This window comes from Terriglobus aquaticus, assembly GCF_025685415.1.
Classification (GTDB): Bacteria; Acidobacteriota; Terriglobia; order Terriglobales; family Acidobacteriaceae; genus Terriglobus; species Terriglobus aquaticus.
The window spans coordinates 1,590,190-1,608,105 of record NZ_JAGSYB010000001.1 but is presented as its reverse complement, the minus strand read 5'-3'; the positions used below and the strand labels follow the sequence as shown (position 1 = coordinate 1,608,105).

Here is a 17,916-nt window from a genome sequence, read left to right as displayed (position 1 = left end):
ACAAGCAAAGCGTCAGGCGTTCGAAACTCTTGTCCCCTGAAGGTACGTGGCTATGAGTTTGCCTCTCCAATTGAAACGATTGAGATTTGCAGGCGCGCCCGTTTGCAGGCTGGTCCATTCTCGGCGGCCTAGCATGGCAGCAGGGTTGTGCGCTGCCATGCGAACCGCCTCGTCCAGGCCTGCGCCCGTAAATATCCGCAGGTTCTCGACGGCATGCTGCAACGTAAGCACGGAACCCGCCAAGGTGTGCTTTCCGTGTTGGAGATCAGACGTTACCCATGCATGCTCGCCCTGTACCGTAACGGGCGTGCTGCCGGCGGTATAGTTGCCGTCGGGCATTCCGGTCGCAGACAGCGCGTCCGTAATCAGGATTGCGCGTTCCGGGCCTTTGGCTTTGCGCCACAAGCGGACGAGAACGGGGTCCACGTGCACACCGTCGCAAATCAGATCGGCGAACAGACGATCGTCATCCAGGACGGTGCCCAGGATGCCGGGCTCGCGATGGTCCAGCGGGCGCATTGCATTGAAGGTGTGGGTGGCGCTGACTGCACCCGCATCTATGGCCGCCAAGGCATCGGCGCGCAAGCCGTCACTGTGGCCGATGGAGCATCGGACACCCTGCGCGGATGCATGCCGGATCAGTTCCGTGGCGCTCGCTCGATGTTCCTGCGTGGGTGAGGCTTCGGGCAGAGACCACCGTTCTGGGGCGATGGTCATCAGGCGGATGTGGCCGCGCGCTGCGCTCTGCAATCGATCGAACAACTCGATGCTGGGCTGTTGAAGGAACTCAGCAGGATGCATGCCGCGTTTGCTGTGAGAAAGGAACGGGCCTTCTATGTGAATCCCGGCGGGATGCGCTTCGTCGATATGGATGTCGGCCTCGATCAGAGAAGCCAGTCTGTCGAGGGCACCCAGGGTGAAGTCCAGCGGAGCCGTGATGGTGGTGGGAAGGTACTTCGCTACGCCATGTCGTGCGAGGAAGCGCTGCATCTTTTGAAGTTCGCGGGGTGACGCGTTCATTACGTCGATGCCGGCCGCGCCATGGTGGTGAATGTCGAGGTAGCACGCCGCCAGTGTTTCGGTTTCGTCCGCCAGGGCGGCGGGGTCACTGCCGATCCCGATGATCTGGCCTTCAGCGTCGATACCGATCACGGGAAAATCGAGCGATCCTTCCGCTGTGATCAGGCGGCGCGCGGTCAATGTGACCTGCTGTCTCATCCCGTCATTCTCCTAAGAAAGCTGGCACGCAAAGGACAGTTTGGAACCGATACCATTATGCTTCTAAGCGGAGGCAGCATGGACCGGCGAGATCTCGTAAAAGGAATTGCGTCGGGGGCATTGCTGGCAGCCAGTCAGGCTCGCGGCTCCAGTGCTTTGCCACCTGACTCTTCCAGAATGCCCGAGTGGATCTCTGTGGCGCCTGGCATTTGGAAGGCCACCATCGGCGCGCCCGAGGCGGCGACTCCGGTGCGGTCGCGCAGGGTACCTCCTGCACTGCAGGGTCTCGGTTCATTGGCGGCGATAGCGCATTGTCCGCTGCCCATACCGGAGTTCCGCATCACGCAGCGCGGAACGGAGTTGAACCTGCCGCTCGCTGAGGGCGAGTTGATGTATGGCTTCGGCTTGCAACTTCTCTCGTTTCAGCAACGCAGCAAGAAGCGAACGATTCGCGTGAACGCAGATCCCAAGGTGGATTCTGGCGATTCGCACGCTCCCGTGCCGTTCTACGTAACCACCCGCGGCTATGGCGTGCTCATCGATACGTTCCGGCAGGCGACGTTTTACTGCGGGGAGGCGCATCCGAAACCCACGCAAGCCGAGTCGGCGTCCTCGCTGGAGGTGAATACGCCACAGCGGATGCGGGTGCGCGACCGTGACTTGCAGGGGAGCGTGCGCATTGAAGCTCCGCGATGTGCTGGCCTGGACGTCTATGTGTTTGGCGGCCCTACGATGCTGGAGGCCGTGCAGCGCTACAACTTATTTTCCGGCGGTGGCGTACTTCCGCCGGAGTGGGGACTGGGCTTCTGGTACCGGGCGGAGATGCACCTGAACGGCGATGAGGTGCTAAAGCTCGCAGAGAGCCTGCGCGCTGACGCCATCCCGTGCGACGTGCTGGGGCTGGAGCCGGGCTGGCAAACCCATGCCTACTCATGCACGTTTGCGTGGGACAGGCATCGCTTTCCCGAACCCTCGAGCTTCATTCAACAAGCAGCGTCCGAGGGCTTCAGAGTCAATCTGTGGGAGCACGCATTTACGCATCCAGCGTCTCCCATCTTTGCGGAGTTGGTGCCGTTTGCCGGGGATATCGCAGTGTGGGATGGCTTGGTTCCGGACTTCGCAGCAGAGGGTGGACGGCGGGTGTTCGGCGGCTATCACGGCCGCGAGCTGATCGATCGGGGGATCAGCGGTTTCAAGCTGGATGAATGCGACAACTCGGATTTCACTGAGGGTTGGTCTTTCCCGGATAACAGCCGCTTTCCTTCGGGGATCGATGGCGAGCAGATGCACGCGCAGTTTGGTCTGCGCTACCAAGACACGATCTGGGACGAGTTTCGCAAACGCGGTACGCAGACCTATGGGTTGGTGCGGTCAAGTGGAGCGCTGGCGGCGCCGTACCCGTTTGTTCTCTACAGCGATCTGTACGACCACCGCCAATTCGTTCGAGCGCTCGTGAACAGCGGATTCAGCGGGTTGCTGTGGTGCCCGGAGGTGCGCGATGCGAGCAGCGCAGAAGACCTGGTGCGTCGCCTGCAGACAGTAGTTCTGTCGCCGCTCGCAATGGTGAATGCGTGGTACATCCGGAATCCACCGTGGAAGCAGATGGATCGCGACAAGAACAATCGGAACGAATTCAGCGAAGGTTGGGAAGCGCTCCAGGCACGTTGCCAGGAAATCATCGGGATGCGCATGCAGTTGCTGCCATACCTGCGAGGGGCATTCGCCCGCTACCGGGCTGAAGGCGTTCCTCCGTTCCGCGCGTTGGTCATGGACTTTCCGGATGATCCCTCGCTTGCGGCAGTGGATGATCAGTATCTGATTGGAGATCGATTGATGGCTGCGCCCCTGTTCGCTGGCGAAGCTGTGCGCAACATCGTCTTCCCGCCAGGCCAGTGGCAGGATTTCTGGACAGGCGCCATGGTCACCGAACGGAAGATCACAGTGCAAGGCTCGACTAGAAACATCCCGTTGTATATCAAGGCCGGGAGCCTGATGCCGTGGGCGGAAGTGGGCCCACACACAGGTGCTGCTGAAGCCCGTCGGCTTTCCGTTCGGGTGTATGGGGACGGCCACCGCCGCTGGTCGGCTCCACACGCAGCGGGCGGTTTGCAGTTGGCCTGGCAGGAAGGCAAGGGTGGTGTTCAACAACCGGGTTCGCAGAAGCGTCCCTTCGTCGTAACCGGATGGGAGCGGATTGGATCCTGAGGCGTAGCTAGCAGTCTCCACTGCTCGGCGTCGAAGCATACGAGCAACGTCGGTGAAAGAACCATAGCGGCGAACCCCGCCACAACATTTTCTGGATGAGGTAACGGGCCACGTATGATGATCACGTCCCGAGTCAGGCCCCTGTGTTCACGCGCAGACCAGTCCAATGGAGACGACTTATTTGGGGAAGCAGAGTGCTCTATGGTTGACTGCCGGTTCGGCACGAAGGCTCGCCTATGAAAGTTCGCCTGAAGCATGAAGCCCAAGCGTAGCGTACCGGCACTGATGGATGTGGCCAGGCGCGCAGGCGTGGGCGCGGCCACGGTATCGCGCGTGATCAACGGTGGTCAGAATGTAAGCGCTCGAAGGTTGGCCGCAGTCCAGCAGGCCATCGAAGAACTCGGCTATCACCCAAATCAGGCGGCACGAAGCTTGAAGGGAGCGCGGACGAAAACGATCGGCCTTGTTGTTCCGAGTGTCGCGGATCCCTTCTTTTCCGCGGCTGCGGAAGCGATCCAGGAGGTTGCGCGGGGACACGGAACCCTGCTGCTGCTTGCGGTATCGGAAAACCAGTCGGCCCGGGAACAAGAGCAGGTAGCTTCCTTGATCCAGCGGAGGATTGATGGCCTGATCTTGGCACCCTCCGACGGTGCAGATTTTTCCATGTTCAAGCACGCCGGCTTCCCCGTGGTGTGTTTCGATCGGCCCTTTCCCGGCCAAGACATACCCGTCGTGCTGAGCGATAACTATGCGGGTGCAAAAGCTGCGACCGAGCACCTTGTCAAAGCGGGCAGAAAGCGCATCTTGTGCCTGAGCGGTGATCCGCAACTCTTTACGAGTAAGCGACGCGTGAAGGGTTATCGTGATGTGGTGCGCGCTGCAGGGCTGCCGTACCTGGCCGAAGTGAGTGTCCAGGATCACGAGTCGGCCGTGGCCGCACTCACGCCATATCTGTCGGGACGGTCTCGCATCGACGCGGTGTTCAGCATCAAGAACGCGATTACGGTCAGCGCGTACAAGATCCTGCGCGATGCTGGCCTGGAAGTTCCCAAAATGGTCGCTATCGCGGCGTACGATGACTTTGAACTGGCGGATACGCTGGATCCGCCAATCTGCGTAGTGCGGCAGCCGGTCGTTGGGATTGCAAGGCGTGCAGCCGAAATGCTCTTTGAGGCACTCGATCGAGGGCAGGTGCAGACGAAGATGGTGAAGATGGAAGTGGAGCTGATTCACCGTGCGTCGTGTGGCGGGCACTCGCGATGATCATGAGTCATCGGCCGATCCTCTCGAAGTGAACGGCGATGCCGCCGGCCGGGCGCATCTTTACGGACAACAAATCGGCGGAAGTGACGGTCCGCGTTTCTTCTCGAACCTCGGTATACGGCGCGTCGGGCGCGGTCGGGTCCTGGTACACGTGCGCCACGTAACGTCCGTTGCCGAGGAATCGCAGGGGCAACTGCAGCATGTATTCGTCATCTGCTGTGATCCCGCCAAGCCACCAATCCTTGTCTTTGCGGCGGGCGACGATTACGTGCTTTCCCACTTCGCCATCTAGCCCGCGTGTTTCGTCCCAAACGGTAGGAAGACCACGAAGAAAGCTCAAACCGGGAGCCTCCTTGCCGCCGAGAACGTAATGCGCAGGATCGTCGCTGACACAGGTGAGTGGGCTCCAATACAGGACGAACAGAGCCAACTCATTGGCACGGCTGCCCATCACCTGTGTCGGCGTTGTAGGCCGAAACTTTGCCGGACTGGTGTTCAGGAATCCGCCCGGTGTGTAATCCATAGGACCCGCCAGTCCTCGGGTGAAGGGAAGCGTTGCTTTGTGGGTGGGCGTGTCGCGGGTCGAGAACTTGTTGTATTCATTGCCGAGCACGCCTTCCCGAGTCAGCAGATTCGGCCAGGTGACTTCCAGGCCTGTAGGTTTATAGGCTCCGTGAAAATCCACCATCAGTTGATGTTGCGCGGCGAGTCGCACGATCTCTTCGTACCATCGCACGCGATCCTGATCATCACTGTTCATGAAGTCGATCTTGACGCCAGCGACTCCCCAGCGGCGATAGGTGGCGAACGCCGCATCGAGCGTTCCTGCCGACCGTGCCCGGTCGACATCGCCGGAATGGAGCCATAGCCAGAGGCGTACGTTTCGTTCCGCCGCATAGTGAAGCAAGGCAGGCATATCGAGCTGTGGCGCAGCCTTGGTGATGTCCGCCTCCGGCTTGTTGAAGGGACCGTACCATTGCCAGTCCACCAGCTGATATGGAAAGCCCATGAACGAGGCGAAATCGATGAAGCGCTCGTTAGAGGCGTTCGTCATCTCCACTTCGCCGCTCCACCAGTGATCCCACGCCATTATCCCGGGATTGATCCAACTTGCGTCGGCAATGCGAGAGGAAGGATTCAGATTCTCGATAGTGTGCGATTCGAGGAGCGCAGCCGGCGTGTGCGCGAGCAGAATCACGCGCCACGGGCTGTTGCGTGGAGCGCTCGCTCTTACAAGACCATCCCCGTCCAGCCGCGGCGACAAGGAAGCAGTGAGCGTTGCTCCTTCACGAACCAGATACATGCCGGCCCAATCAGTGAGGTCCGCTTCTGTGATGGCCGCAAAAGTAGTCGGGGAGATTTGTAGCAGAGCTGGCAATCCCAGGAGCTTTCCCTCGGGCAGTTCGTTGAAGGCTCGCCTTGGATACTCCTCTTCGTATGCGGAGCGAAAGGTCTTGTAACTCGAAGCCCAGACAGCCACACCGTCGGGTGGTCGAAAGCCAGTCTTCTCCCGCGTGATGGTGAAGTTCTCGAAGCCGGGTTGATTCGGTATCTGGTAACGGAAGGCGACGCTGTCGTCGAAGCACCGTACCTGCAGTGACAGCCTGCGAAAGGGAGCGGAGTTCTCAGCTAAATCGAAACTTTCTTGCTGGTAATGATCCCGTACCTGAGAGGCTTTGCCGAGGACGGGATGCCAGAACCGATCGACCCGCCTGGAGTCGTGATGGACGAGACGCATTGGGCCGAGCGGCGCCTGGTCTTTGAACTCTAGGCCGAGAGGGGATGGCTCCAAGATCGTAGCGTCGTCGAAAGTCACCTGATACTGAAGCGTCTCGAAGTCGAGCGTTACATGCACGTGGCCGGCAGGGGAGACGCAAGCGTTGGCTCTCGGTGCGGCAAAGCAGGGCAGCGCGAGTGCGAAGGAGAAAACCGATGCGAAGAGTCTTAAGCGCGAGAACTGCATGGACCGGATCATAGAAGTCGCCCGCTAGACGTCGTGCAAACCCATGGCTACACCGATGGCGGCCATGTCGCCGATCTGTTCGCCTAGCTCTGCTGGAACGACGGAGCACACAGCGGCCGCTTCCGGCAAAGCCTCCTCATGCATCCGGCGGCGTGCTGGCTCAAGCAGTTCTTCGCCGAGTCTGACCGCGATGCCCCCGATCACAATGCGTTCTGGATTGATGATGTCTACCAGAATTGCAAGTGCTTCACCAAGACGCTCGCCCGCTTGTTGCACAATGCGGCGAGCGACACGGTCGCCAGCGGATAGCGCCTGCCCAACATCTCGCGCCGACAGAGTTTCGAGCCCGGACGCAAGGGAGGTCTGCTCTCCTGCTGCCGTTGCGGCACGCACCGTCTCAGCGCCTTGGATGGCGATGCCTGCGCCGCTGGCCCAACCTTCCACGGAGCCTGCCTTCCCGTGCCCGTTGGGACCATGCTCGGTGAGGCGCACATGGCCAAGTTCGCCGGCCATGCCGTTCGCGCCACGGAAGATGCGGCCATTCAGAACAAGACCTGCACCCAGCCCTGTACCTAGCGTGAGAAACACGATGTGCCGGCAGCCGCGACCGGCGCCGAACTGGTGCTCTGCAACGGCACCCGCATTGGCATCGTTCTCCACGGTGCACAGCACCTTGAAGTTGCTCTCCAGGATCTGTTTGACCGGGACGCGATCCCAAGTCGGCAGGTTGGGCGGACTTTGAATCGTGCCCGTCTCGCGATCGAGTGGTCCACCGCAACTGACGCCGATGCGACGTGGTTTCTGTGAGGTCTCAATGAGCGCTTCGCGGATGAGGGTAATCACCTTGTCCATCGCTTGTTCCCAACCGAGTTCAGGTTTGGTGGGGAACTCTTTGCGCCACAGGACATGTGGTGCTTCCGCGCACAAGACCACTGCCGTCTTTGTGCCGCCGATATCGACACCGACAAGCACTCCGGATTCTTGCTGGTACTTATCGTTCGAGCGCATCGACCTCTCGCACCGCATGCGTCCGTGCATCGAGTCGCAGGGTCTTGATCTCGAATGGATGGTACGAGCCATTCCACCGAACATTGAGGGAGGGCACGCTTAATGTCGCACTGGCGTTGTGTCCGGCCGTTTCATAGGAACGAATGATCAGGTCGGATCCGTCTTCCGACTGCTTCACGGCTTCGACCACGATGTCCTTCGAATCGGTCGAGAGAAACGATGCGGAAGTGGGGCGCGAGCCGGGATGAATGCCTTGGTAGACGATGGGAACTTCGGTGACCAGTTCTTCGGCCGCACGGACGACGCCGGCCTCTTGCCAAGTTCCTGCATGGGGCATCAGTTCCATCGAGAAGGTTTGTACTCCCTGATCCATCCACGCGTAATCGACACCGGGCTTCAACTCGCGCGGCTCATGGTTGGCATAGACCGCAGCGCGGGCAATGGAAACGCGCATATCACCACCACTCACGCTGTAGCCGTACTTCGCATCGTTCAGGATGGCAAGGCCGTACTGCTTACCATTCTGGAGACCCGTCAAATCGATCCATCGCTGCCCAGGGTCTTCCAAGCCTGCGTTGTCGCGGTGCTCCGCGCCGTACGCGATCTCGTATGTGGCTTGCGGTTTCTCTAGTTCCGTGGGGAAGGAAAATTTGAGCATTTTGAGATGCTCGTGCCAGTCGAGCGATACACGAAGATCGACGGTACGGCTACCCGCATACAGCATCCAGTCGATACTCAGCGTGGAGGCGTTATAGTGCAGGGTCTGGCGTACTCTCGCACGCAAAGGCCCGTTCTCCAGAACCTTCACGTCAGAAGGGGTGAACTCACCGACTTCGTCAGTGTAGGCATGCACCTGGTGCGCCCAGGTGTCGTTGGCATCCGCGAACACAACAGCGCGCATGCCTTTGTTGGCGCCGCCAAACACGAACTGTCTGGAATCTTTGTCGAAGAGAGTAACGGTCCCTCCCTGTCCGAATGTCAGCTTCAGATGGCTGTTCTCGAGCAAGCTGGATTCCGCCCGGGGCGTTTCGTTCCCTGCAGAGGGGTGACTGCTAGCCTTTCGAACACGAATCTGCCTGTAGCCGAGCGCGGGTATTTCAACCACAGCCACAAGGCGCTGCCGATGGTTCACTACTGCCGTGGGGTCGATCCACTGAAAGGGAATTGAGTTCCCCTGATCGTCTTCTACTGCCGTGACTGTTCCCGGCTCCCATCCAAGGTCGTATTCGACCTTCAGTGGTGCCGCCCATGCATGCGGGTTGAACACTACGATGTACTTTGAATCCGGATCCGTGGTCGGAATCTGCCAGGCGAGCCGCTGTAGCGAGTCGTTCATGGCCTCGGTCGCGATGTCCCGCGCACGGCCGTAGCCATCCCGCACTACCTGCTCGTGCTCCGGAAGCGTTGTCGCGGCCATGCTGTCGTGAAACTGCAACAGCAGGATGCGTTCCCAAGCCTTTTCGAAGTCGGCCTTTGGGTATTGCGCGCCCCATGCGAACGACCCCAGCGCACAAAACTTCTCTGCGCTGATGAGCATCGCTTCGGTCGTGCGGTTTAGCTTCTTTCTGGCGGAACCCGCTGTGTAGGTGCCGACCGAGTGATGCTGAAGATCGCCCTCATACACCTGGATATCGGACGGCAGATGCTGATGCACTTCCGAGAAGTAACGATCGGGCGTGGAGTAGAAGATGTGAGGCGCGCCTTTTTCACCCTGGATGGCGCGGATGGAACGGATGTTTTCTTTCGTTGGTCCGCCGCCATGATCGCCGATACCGAAGAACTCCATGTCAGTGCGTTCCGGCTGTCCCGCGAGTGCGGCTACGGTCCGCAACATGTGACTGCGGACGTCGCCAGGATCGTCGTAAAAGAGCGGGACACGGTACGTCAGCGCCCGCGTGCCATCGATCCCTTGCCACTGAAACAGGTTCTGCCGGATGTCGGGTTTCTCGATTGCGTTGGGCCGCATGAACACGTAGTACGGCATGCCCTGCAGCTTCAGGATCTGCGGCATGTTGCCGTTGTGCCCAAATGAGTCAGGGTTGTAGCCAACATCGGCCATGCGCCCGAATAGTTTCTCGAGCGTCCGCTGTCCGTAGAGTCCTTGTCGAATCAGCGACTCGCCGCTTGGCATGTTTACGTCGGGCTCGACCCACCAACCGCCCACCAAGTCCCAGCGCCCAGACTTCACATACGCTCGGATCTCCTGGAGCATCGCCGGGTCGCTGGCAGCCACCCAGGCGTAAAACTGGGAGGAGCTGGTGGTCATCGTCAGACTGCTGTCTTCCTTCATTCGATCAAGGGCTGATCGGAAGGTGCTGTGGACGATCGCGTCGGCTTCCGAAAGGGGCCACAGCCACGGAGCATCAATGTGCGCGTTGCCGATCATGTGAAGCTGCAGGGACGCAGCGTCGGGCGGCCAGGTTTGCGCCGCGGCAGTTTCTGCTGACCGAGATGTCTGTGCAGCGATGAAAGGGCAGCACGCGCTGACTACGATTGCACGCAGCAGCGTTTTCCGAAAAAGCGACATCAGGAGTGCCTCATTTGGCGAGCAGACAAGAGTGACGCTCAACCGCGGGCATGTCGCGAGTGGTTGAGTTTTGGAATCGATTTCAAGACTCGGCAAGGGGAACTGTAACGACCGCATGATGGCGTGTCAAGACTACGATTGCGTCCCGGATTGTTCGGAGTTGCGGGCTGCGGGCGACCGACCCAGCCTGAGTGTGAAAGCTCTTGACAGGTGCGCTTCGAAAGGAGCATCGTTGGGGCCATTCAATTTTGGAACCGATTCCAATTGCTGCGCATCGAGGTTGGCCAACATGTTTTCTTTTCATCCAAGCCGTAAGCCAGGGCAAGTTCTGCTTCTGAGCATCGCTGTCTCTGCGGGTGCGAGCCACGCAGGAGCGCAAGAATCCCGTGCGGTCCTAAGCGGACACGTGCAGGATACCGGCGGGGCAGCGATCCCCGACGCGACGGTGACCGTACACAACGTTGGCACTGGAGTGGACACAACGGTCAAGTCCGGCGGCGCTGGCGACTACACGGTGCCATTTCTTGACCCGGGAAATTACACGGTGCGTGCCTCTGCCCAGGGCTTCCGCGAAGTCGTGCGCAACAATGTCGAGCTGCACGTGCAAGACAAACTTACGGTGGACCTCTCATTGGGAGCAGGCGCCACCAGTGACGTGGTAACGGTGACTGCCGATCCGCCGCTGCTCGACACTGGCAGCGCCACGCGCGGTGCGCTGATCGACAACGTCAAGGTGACGGAGTTGCCGATCATCGGCAGGAATCCTATCAACCTGGCCGATCTGGCTCCGGGTGTTGTCTTCCAGGGAAATCAGAGCTTTCGTCGGCCTTTCGACAACGGCGACGTGATCAACTTTTCTGTGAACGGCGGTTTGCGCCAGGCCAATAGCTTCCTGATTGATGGCGCCCCGGATGACGCCTATTCCGATACGGCTGGCGACAAGTCTCACGTGAATTTGAACGTGGCCTTCATTCCCACCGCAGAGGTCACGCAAGAGTTCAAGGTCGTCTCGAACTTCTACGACGCCCAATACGGTCGCACCGGTGGCGGCATCTTCAACGTGATCACGAAGAGCGGAACCAACCAGCTCCACGGGGACGTGTACTACTTCCTGCAACGCTATAACTTCAACGCGAACAACGTCGGTAACAAGTTCAACAACCTGCCGATTTACTCGATTGATCCTGTCACCAAGCAGTTCTTGGCCGCTCCGCGTCTTGACCAATACGGCCTGCAGGTGAACGGGCCTGTGCGGATTCCTGGCGTGTACAACGGCACGGATAAGACGTTTTTCCTGTTCGGGATCGAGCGATACAAGGAAAATACGCCGTCGCCCGGACTTGTCGGCACGATCACCGCGGCGGAGCGCAACGGAGACTTCTCGCAATCCGGCGTAAACATCTACGATCCGTATACGACGCGGCTTGACGCTCGGGGGAACTGCTGCATTCGTGATCAGTTTCCAAACAACATCATTCCGGCGGCGCGGCTCAACGGTGCCGGTTTCAAGTTGGCGCAGGCCTTTCCTGCACCGAACATTACGACTGCAACTTCCAACAACAACTACAACGTCGGCGCGAACCTGAGTATCGATCGGTTCAACAACTACAACATCCGCATCGATCAGAACTTCGGACAGAAGGAGCGCATCTACGGGCGCTACTCGTATGGTCGTCGCAACCAGACCGACCAGGGCAATACCAACTATCCGCTTCCGTTGCTGGATGCCCAGGACCCGCTGGCGCGTATCAACAACAATGCCGTTCTGGATTCGTTGACGCAGCTTACTCCCCGGCTGACCATGGACCTGCGGGTCGCCTACTCCCGTTACAACGAATCCGTACTCCGCACGCGTTCGGCAACTGTCGATCCCACGCAATACGGCTTCAGCTCGAACTATGCAGCGCAGCGCTTTGTCGACGTCTTCCCCAAGCTCGGGTTCGACAACACGAACGGTGTCAACCTGCCTGGAGGCTTGGGTTCGACCGGTATCGGATCGCGCGATCCTCGGTTCGGCATCAGCAACATCATCAGCTTCCAGCCGAGTGTGGAGTGGGTCGTAGGCCGGCACTCCCTGCATCTTGGTGCTGACCTTCGGGATGTCGACTTCAACAATGGTGGAGCGTCCTATACGTTGGGTCAGGGCGGGTTCAACTTCACGCGTCTGCAAACGCAGTCGAACCCCACGGCAGCACAAACAGCCGGGAATGGTTCTTCCGTAGCCGCGTTGCTGCTGGGCTTTCCGAACAACGGCATCATCCAGTACACGCCCTATACCGGCTACCGCTTCCGTTATTACGCGATGTTCATCCAGGACGACTTCAAGTTGTCGAATCGGCTGACGATCAACGCCGGCCTGCGATACGACATTGAGGGATCGCCGTACGAACTGCACAACCGTGCGAATCGCGGATTCGACGTCAACGCGGCCTCGCCTCTCGCCGCCGCAGCGGCCTCTGCTTCGTCATACTGTCCCGCTTGCGCTTCGCTGAAGGGCGGCCTGCTGTTTGCCGGGGTAGGCGGCCAGCCTCGCGCCTTCTACAACACGCGGTTTGGTGATATCCAGCCACGCATTGGTGCGGTCTACCAGGTGAGCAAGGACAATCTGTTCCGCGGTGGTTACGGGCTGTTCTACCTGCCTGAAGCCGGGTTGAGTCCTGCACAAGGTTTCGCACAGGATACCGCGATGATCCCGACGAACGCGGCCGCTGGCAGTCAAGCGGACAACTACAGGCCACGCGGGAACAACCCGTCGGCGCAACCGCTCAACGATCCATTTGCGACCGGTGTCTTGCAGCCGACGGGAAGCTCGCTCGGTTTGGCGACCTTCCAAGGTCAGAGCGTCACCTTCAACAATCCGAACAGGTACATCCCCTACGTCCACCAGTTTTCCTTCGGCATGCAGCAGCAGCTACCGTACAACATCAGGATCGATGTTGGGTATGTAGGCAGCCGCAGCAACCACATCAACACCAATGACAACCAGGCGGGCGGGCCGCGCAACCTGAATGTGTTGAGCAACGCCCAGATTGCGCAGGCCCGGAATGCGGCAGCGTCTGGAGGCTTTGCCTCGGCTTCCGCGTATCTCTCACAGACCCAGCCGAATCCGTTCTTTGGCCTGATACCGGGCAGCACTCTGGGAACGTCTCCCCGGTTGCAGCTCTCTCAGTTGCTCCTTCCGTTCCCGCAGTTCCAGACGATCAACTATGGGCAGGAGTCCGTTGGGAAGATCTGGTACGACTCTCTCCAGATCTTCGGGGAGAAGCGCTACTCCCAGGGTCTTTCAATCAGCGCCGCCTTCACCTGGTCCAAGACCCAGGAAGCACTAGCGTTCCTGAACCCCCAGGATCCTGCGCCGTTCAAGAACATCGGAGCGCAGGACCGGCCTTTCCGTTTTACACCGGCGATGGTGTTCGAACTGCCGTTTGGCCGCCATCACCAGTTCTTCTCGAACGATTCTCGTTGGGTGGAAGCGCTCATCGGCGGCTTCCAGGTCCAGGTGTCCTACATCATTCAGTCGGGTGTTCCTGCAGGACTGAATGGCGGCTACCTGGTAGTTGCAGATCCGCGCATCGGCAGCCCGCACTCGAAGACGCAGTACTTCAACACCTGCACTTTGAATGTCAACGGGACCAAGACCGGCAACTGCTCAAGCGGCATCATCGCCTTCCAGCAAATCAACTCCGCGAACCTGGATCTGCGTGGCGCTCCCTTTCAGATTGGTTCCATCCGGAACCCCAACGCTCCCATTGGCAATGCGTCAATCTCGAAGCGTGTCAACATCACCGAGCACTTCAACACGCAGTTCCGATTTGAGGCGTTCAACTTCACGAACACTTACGTTCCAAATGGACCGGATATGACACCCACAAACAACACCTTTGGGACGCTCAGCGGTGCGACGAGCACACCGAATGGGCAATCCAACCTTCCTCGTGTGGTCCAGCTTGGTGCAAAGATCAATTTCTAGCTGCCTGGTCCTCCTAAAGCCGGAAGACGTGTCTTCCGGCTTTCCTTTCTGCTGCGGTAGTGCACGGTAGCAATCTGGAATGTTGAGCGCGAATTATGAGTGAGCATCTCGATACACTTGTCCGGCGCCGGCCTGAACTTGTCGCTCTCACCCGTGCAATGCGAGACGCCTTCGACATGCTTCGACAGGCACACGCGGCAGACAAGGTTTTGCTGATCGCAGGGAATGGTGGCAGCGCAGCAGACGCAGAGCACTGGGCGGGGGAGCTCCTGAAAGGCTTCTGTCGGACTCGGCCTCTCAGTGCGGCGGAACGCACTGGACTCGACGAGGCAATTGCGGGCCGCCTGCAAGGGGCAATCCGTTGCATTCCACTCACCGGTTTTCCCGCTTTCACTACGGCCTTCGCCAACGACGTCGATCCGACTTTGATCTATGCGCAGTTGGTATGGGCGCTCGGCCGTCCGGGAGACATCTTCATCGGCATCAGCACTTCTGGAAATGCGCGCAACGTGTGTGAGGCCGCGAAAGTGGCGCGAGCACGCGGTCTGAAGATCATTGGGTTGACGGGCTCTTCAGGAGGGGCGCTGAAGGAGCATTGCGACATCTGCCTGCGGGTACCCGCTGCGGAAACCTATGAGGTGCAGGAACTGCATCTTCCCGTGTACCACTGCCTGTCGAGAATGCTGGAGGAGGAATTCTTCCAGCCGTAGATTGGAAGGAGACCTATCTCGGCGACCCGGGTTCCAGAGATGTGGTGAGTTGAGCCTGTTCGCCATCTGACGTCATCTGACAGGCTTCTAGCAGAGCACTCCGAACGAAGCGGATGTGATCGCTGGTCTCCTTCTTGGCTTGCTCCCGATCCTGACGTGCGATAGCTTCGGCGATTGCGCGGTGAGCGGACGGTGTGTCGGACGAGGTGAGGCGATACGTTTGACAGCGACAGAGCCAGAGCTTGTCCTGAAGATTGTTGTGGACCCGCAGCAGTTCCAGATTTCCGGTGGCAGCCACGATGCTTTGGTGGAAGAAGATGTCTTCGTCGATATAGGCAGCTTTGTGGCCAGAGACCAGCAGATCTTCCGTGCGCTTTACGCTCTGTTGCAGCGTGCTGACAAGGTCCGGTGTGATCGGCACAATCATCGCCGCGAACGACTCCAGTGCTTCGCGCAGATCGTACAAATCGCCGATTTCCTTTGCAGAGAACCGATGAACGTAGGCGCCGCGGCGAGGCTCAATGCGAACCAGGCCTTCGCTCTGCAGGGAGTTCAGCGCCTCGCGTACTGGGGACTTACTGATGCCAAGCTGGTCTGCAAAGAACGTCTCTGTCAGGCGAACATCCGCCCCAGGGTTCTTCGCTAGGATGTAGTGCTTGATACTCTCGTGAGCCTGCTCCGTGAGGCTGAGTGATACCTGCAATTTCTTCAAGGCTGACCTCGAACTCCTTCTGTCTTGTGAGCCATTCTAGAGGGGCGTTCGGACTTCGACGGGTCACCACTCTTTCGCGAGTTCCGTGACAATGTTGGTCAAAGCAGTCACATCGCGCATGTCCACAGTTTCCGCTGGAGAGTGCGCGTAGCGCAGCGGCCAACTCAGGGCGACATCTGTCGTTCCATATCGAACGAAGGCTGCGCCGTCGTTTCCGCCACCGGTCACACCGTACTGCACGGGGATGCCGTGCTTCTGCGCGACGCTCTGCACACGCTGCACATCAGCCCAGGGTGCGATGTTGGAGTTGTCGATCGCGCGGATGACGAAGCCGTTTCCCAGCTTGCCCTCAGCGAAGCGATGCGACTCCAGCGGTGTGTCTGAAGAAACGAAGGTATCGATGGCGAAGATGGTTTGCGGGATCGCACCGTGCTCGCTCGCCGACTTGGCGTACGCTGCGGCGCCCAACAAGCCGAGTTCTTCCTGTGTGGACCACACAAAGGTCACGTCTCGGTGAAAGTCTTTGCCCAAGGCCCACACGGCCTCCACCATGGCGGCGCATCCTACGCGATCATCCAGGCTGCGAACGGACACTCGACCTTCCTGAAGTGTTCGGAGTCGCTTAGGGATGGTGACGAAGTCGCCTACTTTGATGCCCATGCCCTCGACATCTGTAGCCGTTGCGGCTCCAACATTGAGGCGCGCCGCAACGCGGAAGTCGGCAGGAAAGTGAAAGGTGCTGGAATCGAAGTTGTCCGGCAAAGCTACGACTGCACCGCGCATGCCAGCGGCGGTGTGAATCAGGGCGGGGTGGCCCCAAAAGAAGGCCGGTGAGCCTCCGCCTTTGTTGTCGAGATCGAGTGTGCCGTCAGGGTTGATGGCTTTCACGCGGAAGCCAAGTTCATCGGTGTGTGCCATGAACATGGCAGCCGGCTTGTTGCCGTTTCCGAAGCGAACGATCAGGTTGCCGGCAGAATCCGTCTCCGGCTTTACCCAAGGCGGCAGTAGTTGCTGAACAGCTTCGCGGGGCAGCTTTTCTACTTCGCTGACGCCATAGGTTTCCGTCAGAGTCTTGAGCACCGCTGCAAGCTCAGGCGGTGTGGATGGCCGGGCAGGCAGTGCAGGCTCCGCCATGGCGACGGCAGGTGTTGGCGAAGCGACGGAGGCCGTTGCACCGACATAGCGCAGCAGCGTCTGCAGCAGTGCGGAGAGGTCCCGGTCATCGACCATTTCTCCCGCTGTGAGTGGATACTGCATCGGCACGCCGAGATGTGCGGCATGCGCGGGCAGCGCCATCGCGGTGCCGTATCCGCGGATCAGAAACGGGGCAGCGCTTGCCGTGTGCAGGGCGGTATCGCCCAGCCAGTCTGCGGCGGGCGCGGATGCAGCCTGTAAGAGAACGGTGCCGGCGCCCAGTGGTGCCGGTAAGGCTTTTGCGGAGGCTGCGTCCTTGCGACCGCGCCCCACATAGACCAACTCTTGTGGCAGAGTGCTCTGCAGGATGCGCGTGAGACCGCGCGAACCGGCGTACTGCTGTGTGACGAACGCGACGGTGGTCGTACCGGTGCCGGGTTTCGCGGCCAGCACGTGCGCTAGTTGTAACAGGACCGCAGCGCCCACACGGTCGCCGACGGCCGTACCGGCCCACCCATGCGGGCCTACGCGGAGCAGCGCCCGATCTGCTGCCAGAGGACTCAGGACATCGACGCCGCTGCTTGCAACGGCAGCAGCGGAACGTGCGCCGATGTCCACGTAGAGATTGTCCAGATCGTCCGGGTCAGGTACGTTCGCTCGTCCCGGTGTGAGATGGATGGACAGCCCCGCGATCACTCCGGGCACGGTGGCACCCTTACGTGCAGTGATCAGCATCTGCTGCGCGTTCTGCATCTCGTTGTAATGCGGCGGCAGGCCCGCCTGCGGAAGGCGCTGGACGCGTAGGTAGCCGTCGGGTTCGATGCGGCTGACGACATAGCCTGGCTCATCGATGGGTGTGGCAATCAGGCGGTGCGGTGCACCCGTGCCGAAGGTCACAGAGACGTTGCCCATGCTGTCACGCTGAGGGTGCATGTCTTTCAATGCTTCAGCGATCCGTGCGGAGAGTGTGGATTCGTAGCCGGTGACCGCGACTGTATTAGTCAGCCACGGCAGCTCGTCGGTGGGTGGATGCACCTGGGCTGCAGCCGCAACAGTGGACAGCAGAAGAGCGGCGGTGACGACGAATCGGCGCATGAACATCTCCCTGCGGAATGAATGTGTGATGAACGTAGCGTTGGTATCTGATATCTTACGCACTAACCACTTCGTTACGCGCCTAGCCTTGGGCCCCTCCAGGCGACGGTG

The 17,916-nt window shown here is 59.7% G+C and carries 10 protein-coding genes; 4 read left to right on the top strand and 6 right to left on the bottom strand.

The window, feature by feature from the left end; translation table 11 throughout:
- Nucleotides 1–12: 12 nt before the first annotated feature.
- On the bottom strand, nucleotides 13–1,218 hold the full coding sequence (gene nagA, locus OHL12_RS06550; RefSeq protein ID WP_263413025.1) for an N-acetylglucosamine-6-phosphate deacetylase: 1,206 nt from the start codon (nucleotides 1,216–1,218) through the stop codon (nucleotides 13–15).
- Between the two features lie 195 nt (nucleotides 1,219–1,413).
- Between nagA and OHL12_RS06545 the strand changes: the two genes are divergently transcribed.
- The gene (locus OHL12_RS06545; protein ID WP_263413024.1) at nucleotides 1,414–3,423 is read left to right on the top strand and encodes a TIM-barrel domain-containing protein; all 2,010 of its coding nucleotides are present in this window, start codon (nucleotides 1,414–1,416) and stop codon (nucleotides 3,421–3,423) included.
- Between the two features lie 255 nt (nucleotides 3,424–3,678).
- Nucleotides 3,679–4,686 (top strand): LacI family DNA-binding transcriptional regulator, encoded by a 1,008-nt coding sequence (locus tag OHL12_RS06540; protein WP_263413023.1) that lies wholly within the window; start codon nucleotides 3,679–3,681, stop codon nucleotides 4,684–4,686.
- Nucleotides 4,687–4,693: 7 nt separating this feature from the next.
- Here OHL12_RS06540 and OHL12_RS06535 read toward each other — a convergent pair whose 3' ends face one another.
- The 3 genes from OHL12_RS06535 to OHL12_RS06525 are packed head-to-tail and all read right to left on the bottom strand — an operon-like array spanning nucleotide 4,694 to nucleotide 10,043.
- Nucleotides 4,694–6,649, bottom strand: coding sequence for a glycoside hydrolase family 97 protein (locus OHL12_RS06535; protein ID WP_263413022.1), 1,956 nt, complete (start codon nucleotides 6,647–6,649; stop codon nucleotides 4,694–4,696).
- A gap of 24 nt (nucleotides 6,650–6,673) precedes the next feature.
- Nucleotides 6,674–7,657 (bottom strand): ROK family protein, encoded by a 984-nt coding sequence (locus OHL12_RS06530; RefSeq protein WP_263413021.1) that lies wholly within the window; start codon nucleotides 7,655–7,657, stop codon nucleotides 6,674–6,676.
- Nucleotides 7,641–10,043, bottom strand: coding sequence for an alpha-mannosidase (locus tag OHL12_RS06525; RefSeq protein ID WP_263413020.1), 2,403 nt, complete (start codon nucleotides 10,041–10,043; stop codon nucleotides 7,641–7,643). The genes OHL12_RS06530 and OHL12_RS06525 overlap by 17 nt, the downstream gene beginning before the upstream one ends.
- A 547-nt stretch (nucleotides 10,044–10,590) precedes the next feature.
- Between OHL12_RS06525 and OHL12_RS06520 the strand changes: the two genes are divergently transcribed.
- Nucleotides 10,591–14,154: a TonB-dependent receptor gene (locus OHL12_RS06520; protein WP_263413019.1), complete on the top strand. Its 3,564-nt coding sequence runs from the start codon at nucleotides 10,591–10,593 to the stop codon at nucleotides 14,152–14,154.
- A 95-nt stretch (nucleotides 14,155–14,249) separates the two neighbouring features.
- Nucleotides 14,250–14,864, top strand: coding sequence for a D-sedoheptulose-7-phosphate isomerase (locus tag OHL12_RS06515; protein ID WP_263413018.1), 615 nt, complete (start codon nucleotides 14,250–14,252; stop codon nucleotides 14,862–14,864).
- A 13-nt stretch (nucleotides 14,865–14,877) separates the two neighbouring features.
- On the opposite strand, the gene OHL12_RS06510 is transcribed toward OHL12_RS06515, so the two are convergent.
- Nucleotides 14,878–15,576, bottom strand: coding sequence for a GntR family transcriptional regulator (locus tag OHL12_RS06510; protein ID WP_263413017.1), 699 nt, complete (start codon nucleotides 15,574–15,576; stop codon nucleotides 14,878–14,880).
- 63 nt (nucleotides 15,577–15,639) lie between these two features.
- Nucleotides 15,640–17,805, bottom strand: a complete 2,166-nt coding sequence (locus OHL12_RS06505) for a M20/M25/M40 family metallo-hydrolase (protein ID WP_263413016.1) — start codon at nucleotides 17,803–17,805, stop codon at nucleotides 15,640–15,642.
- Between the last annotated feature and the right edge of the window lie 111 nt (nucleotides 17,806–17,916).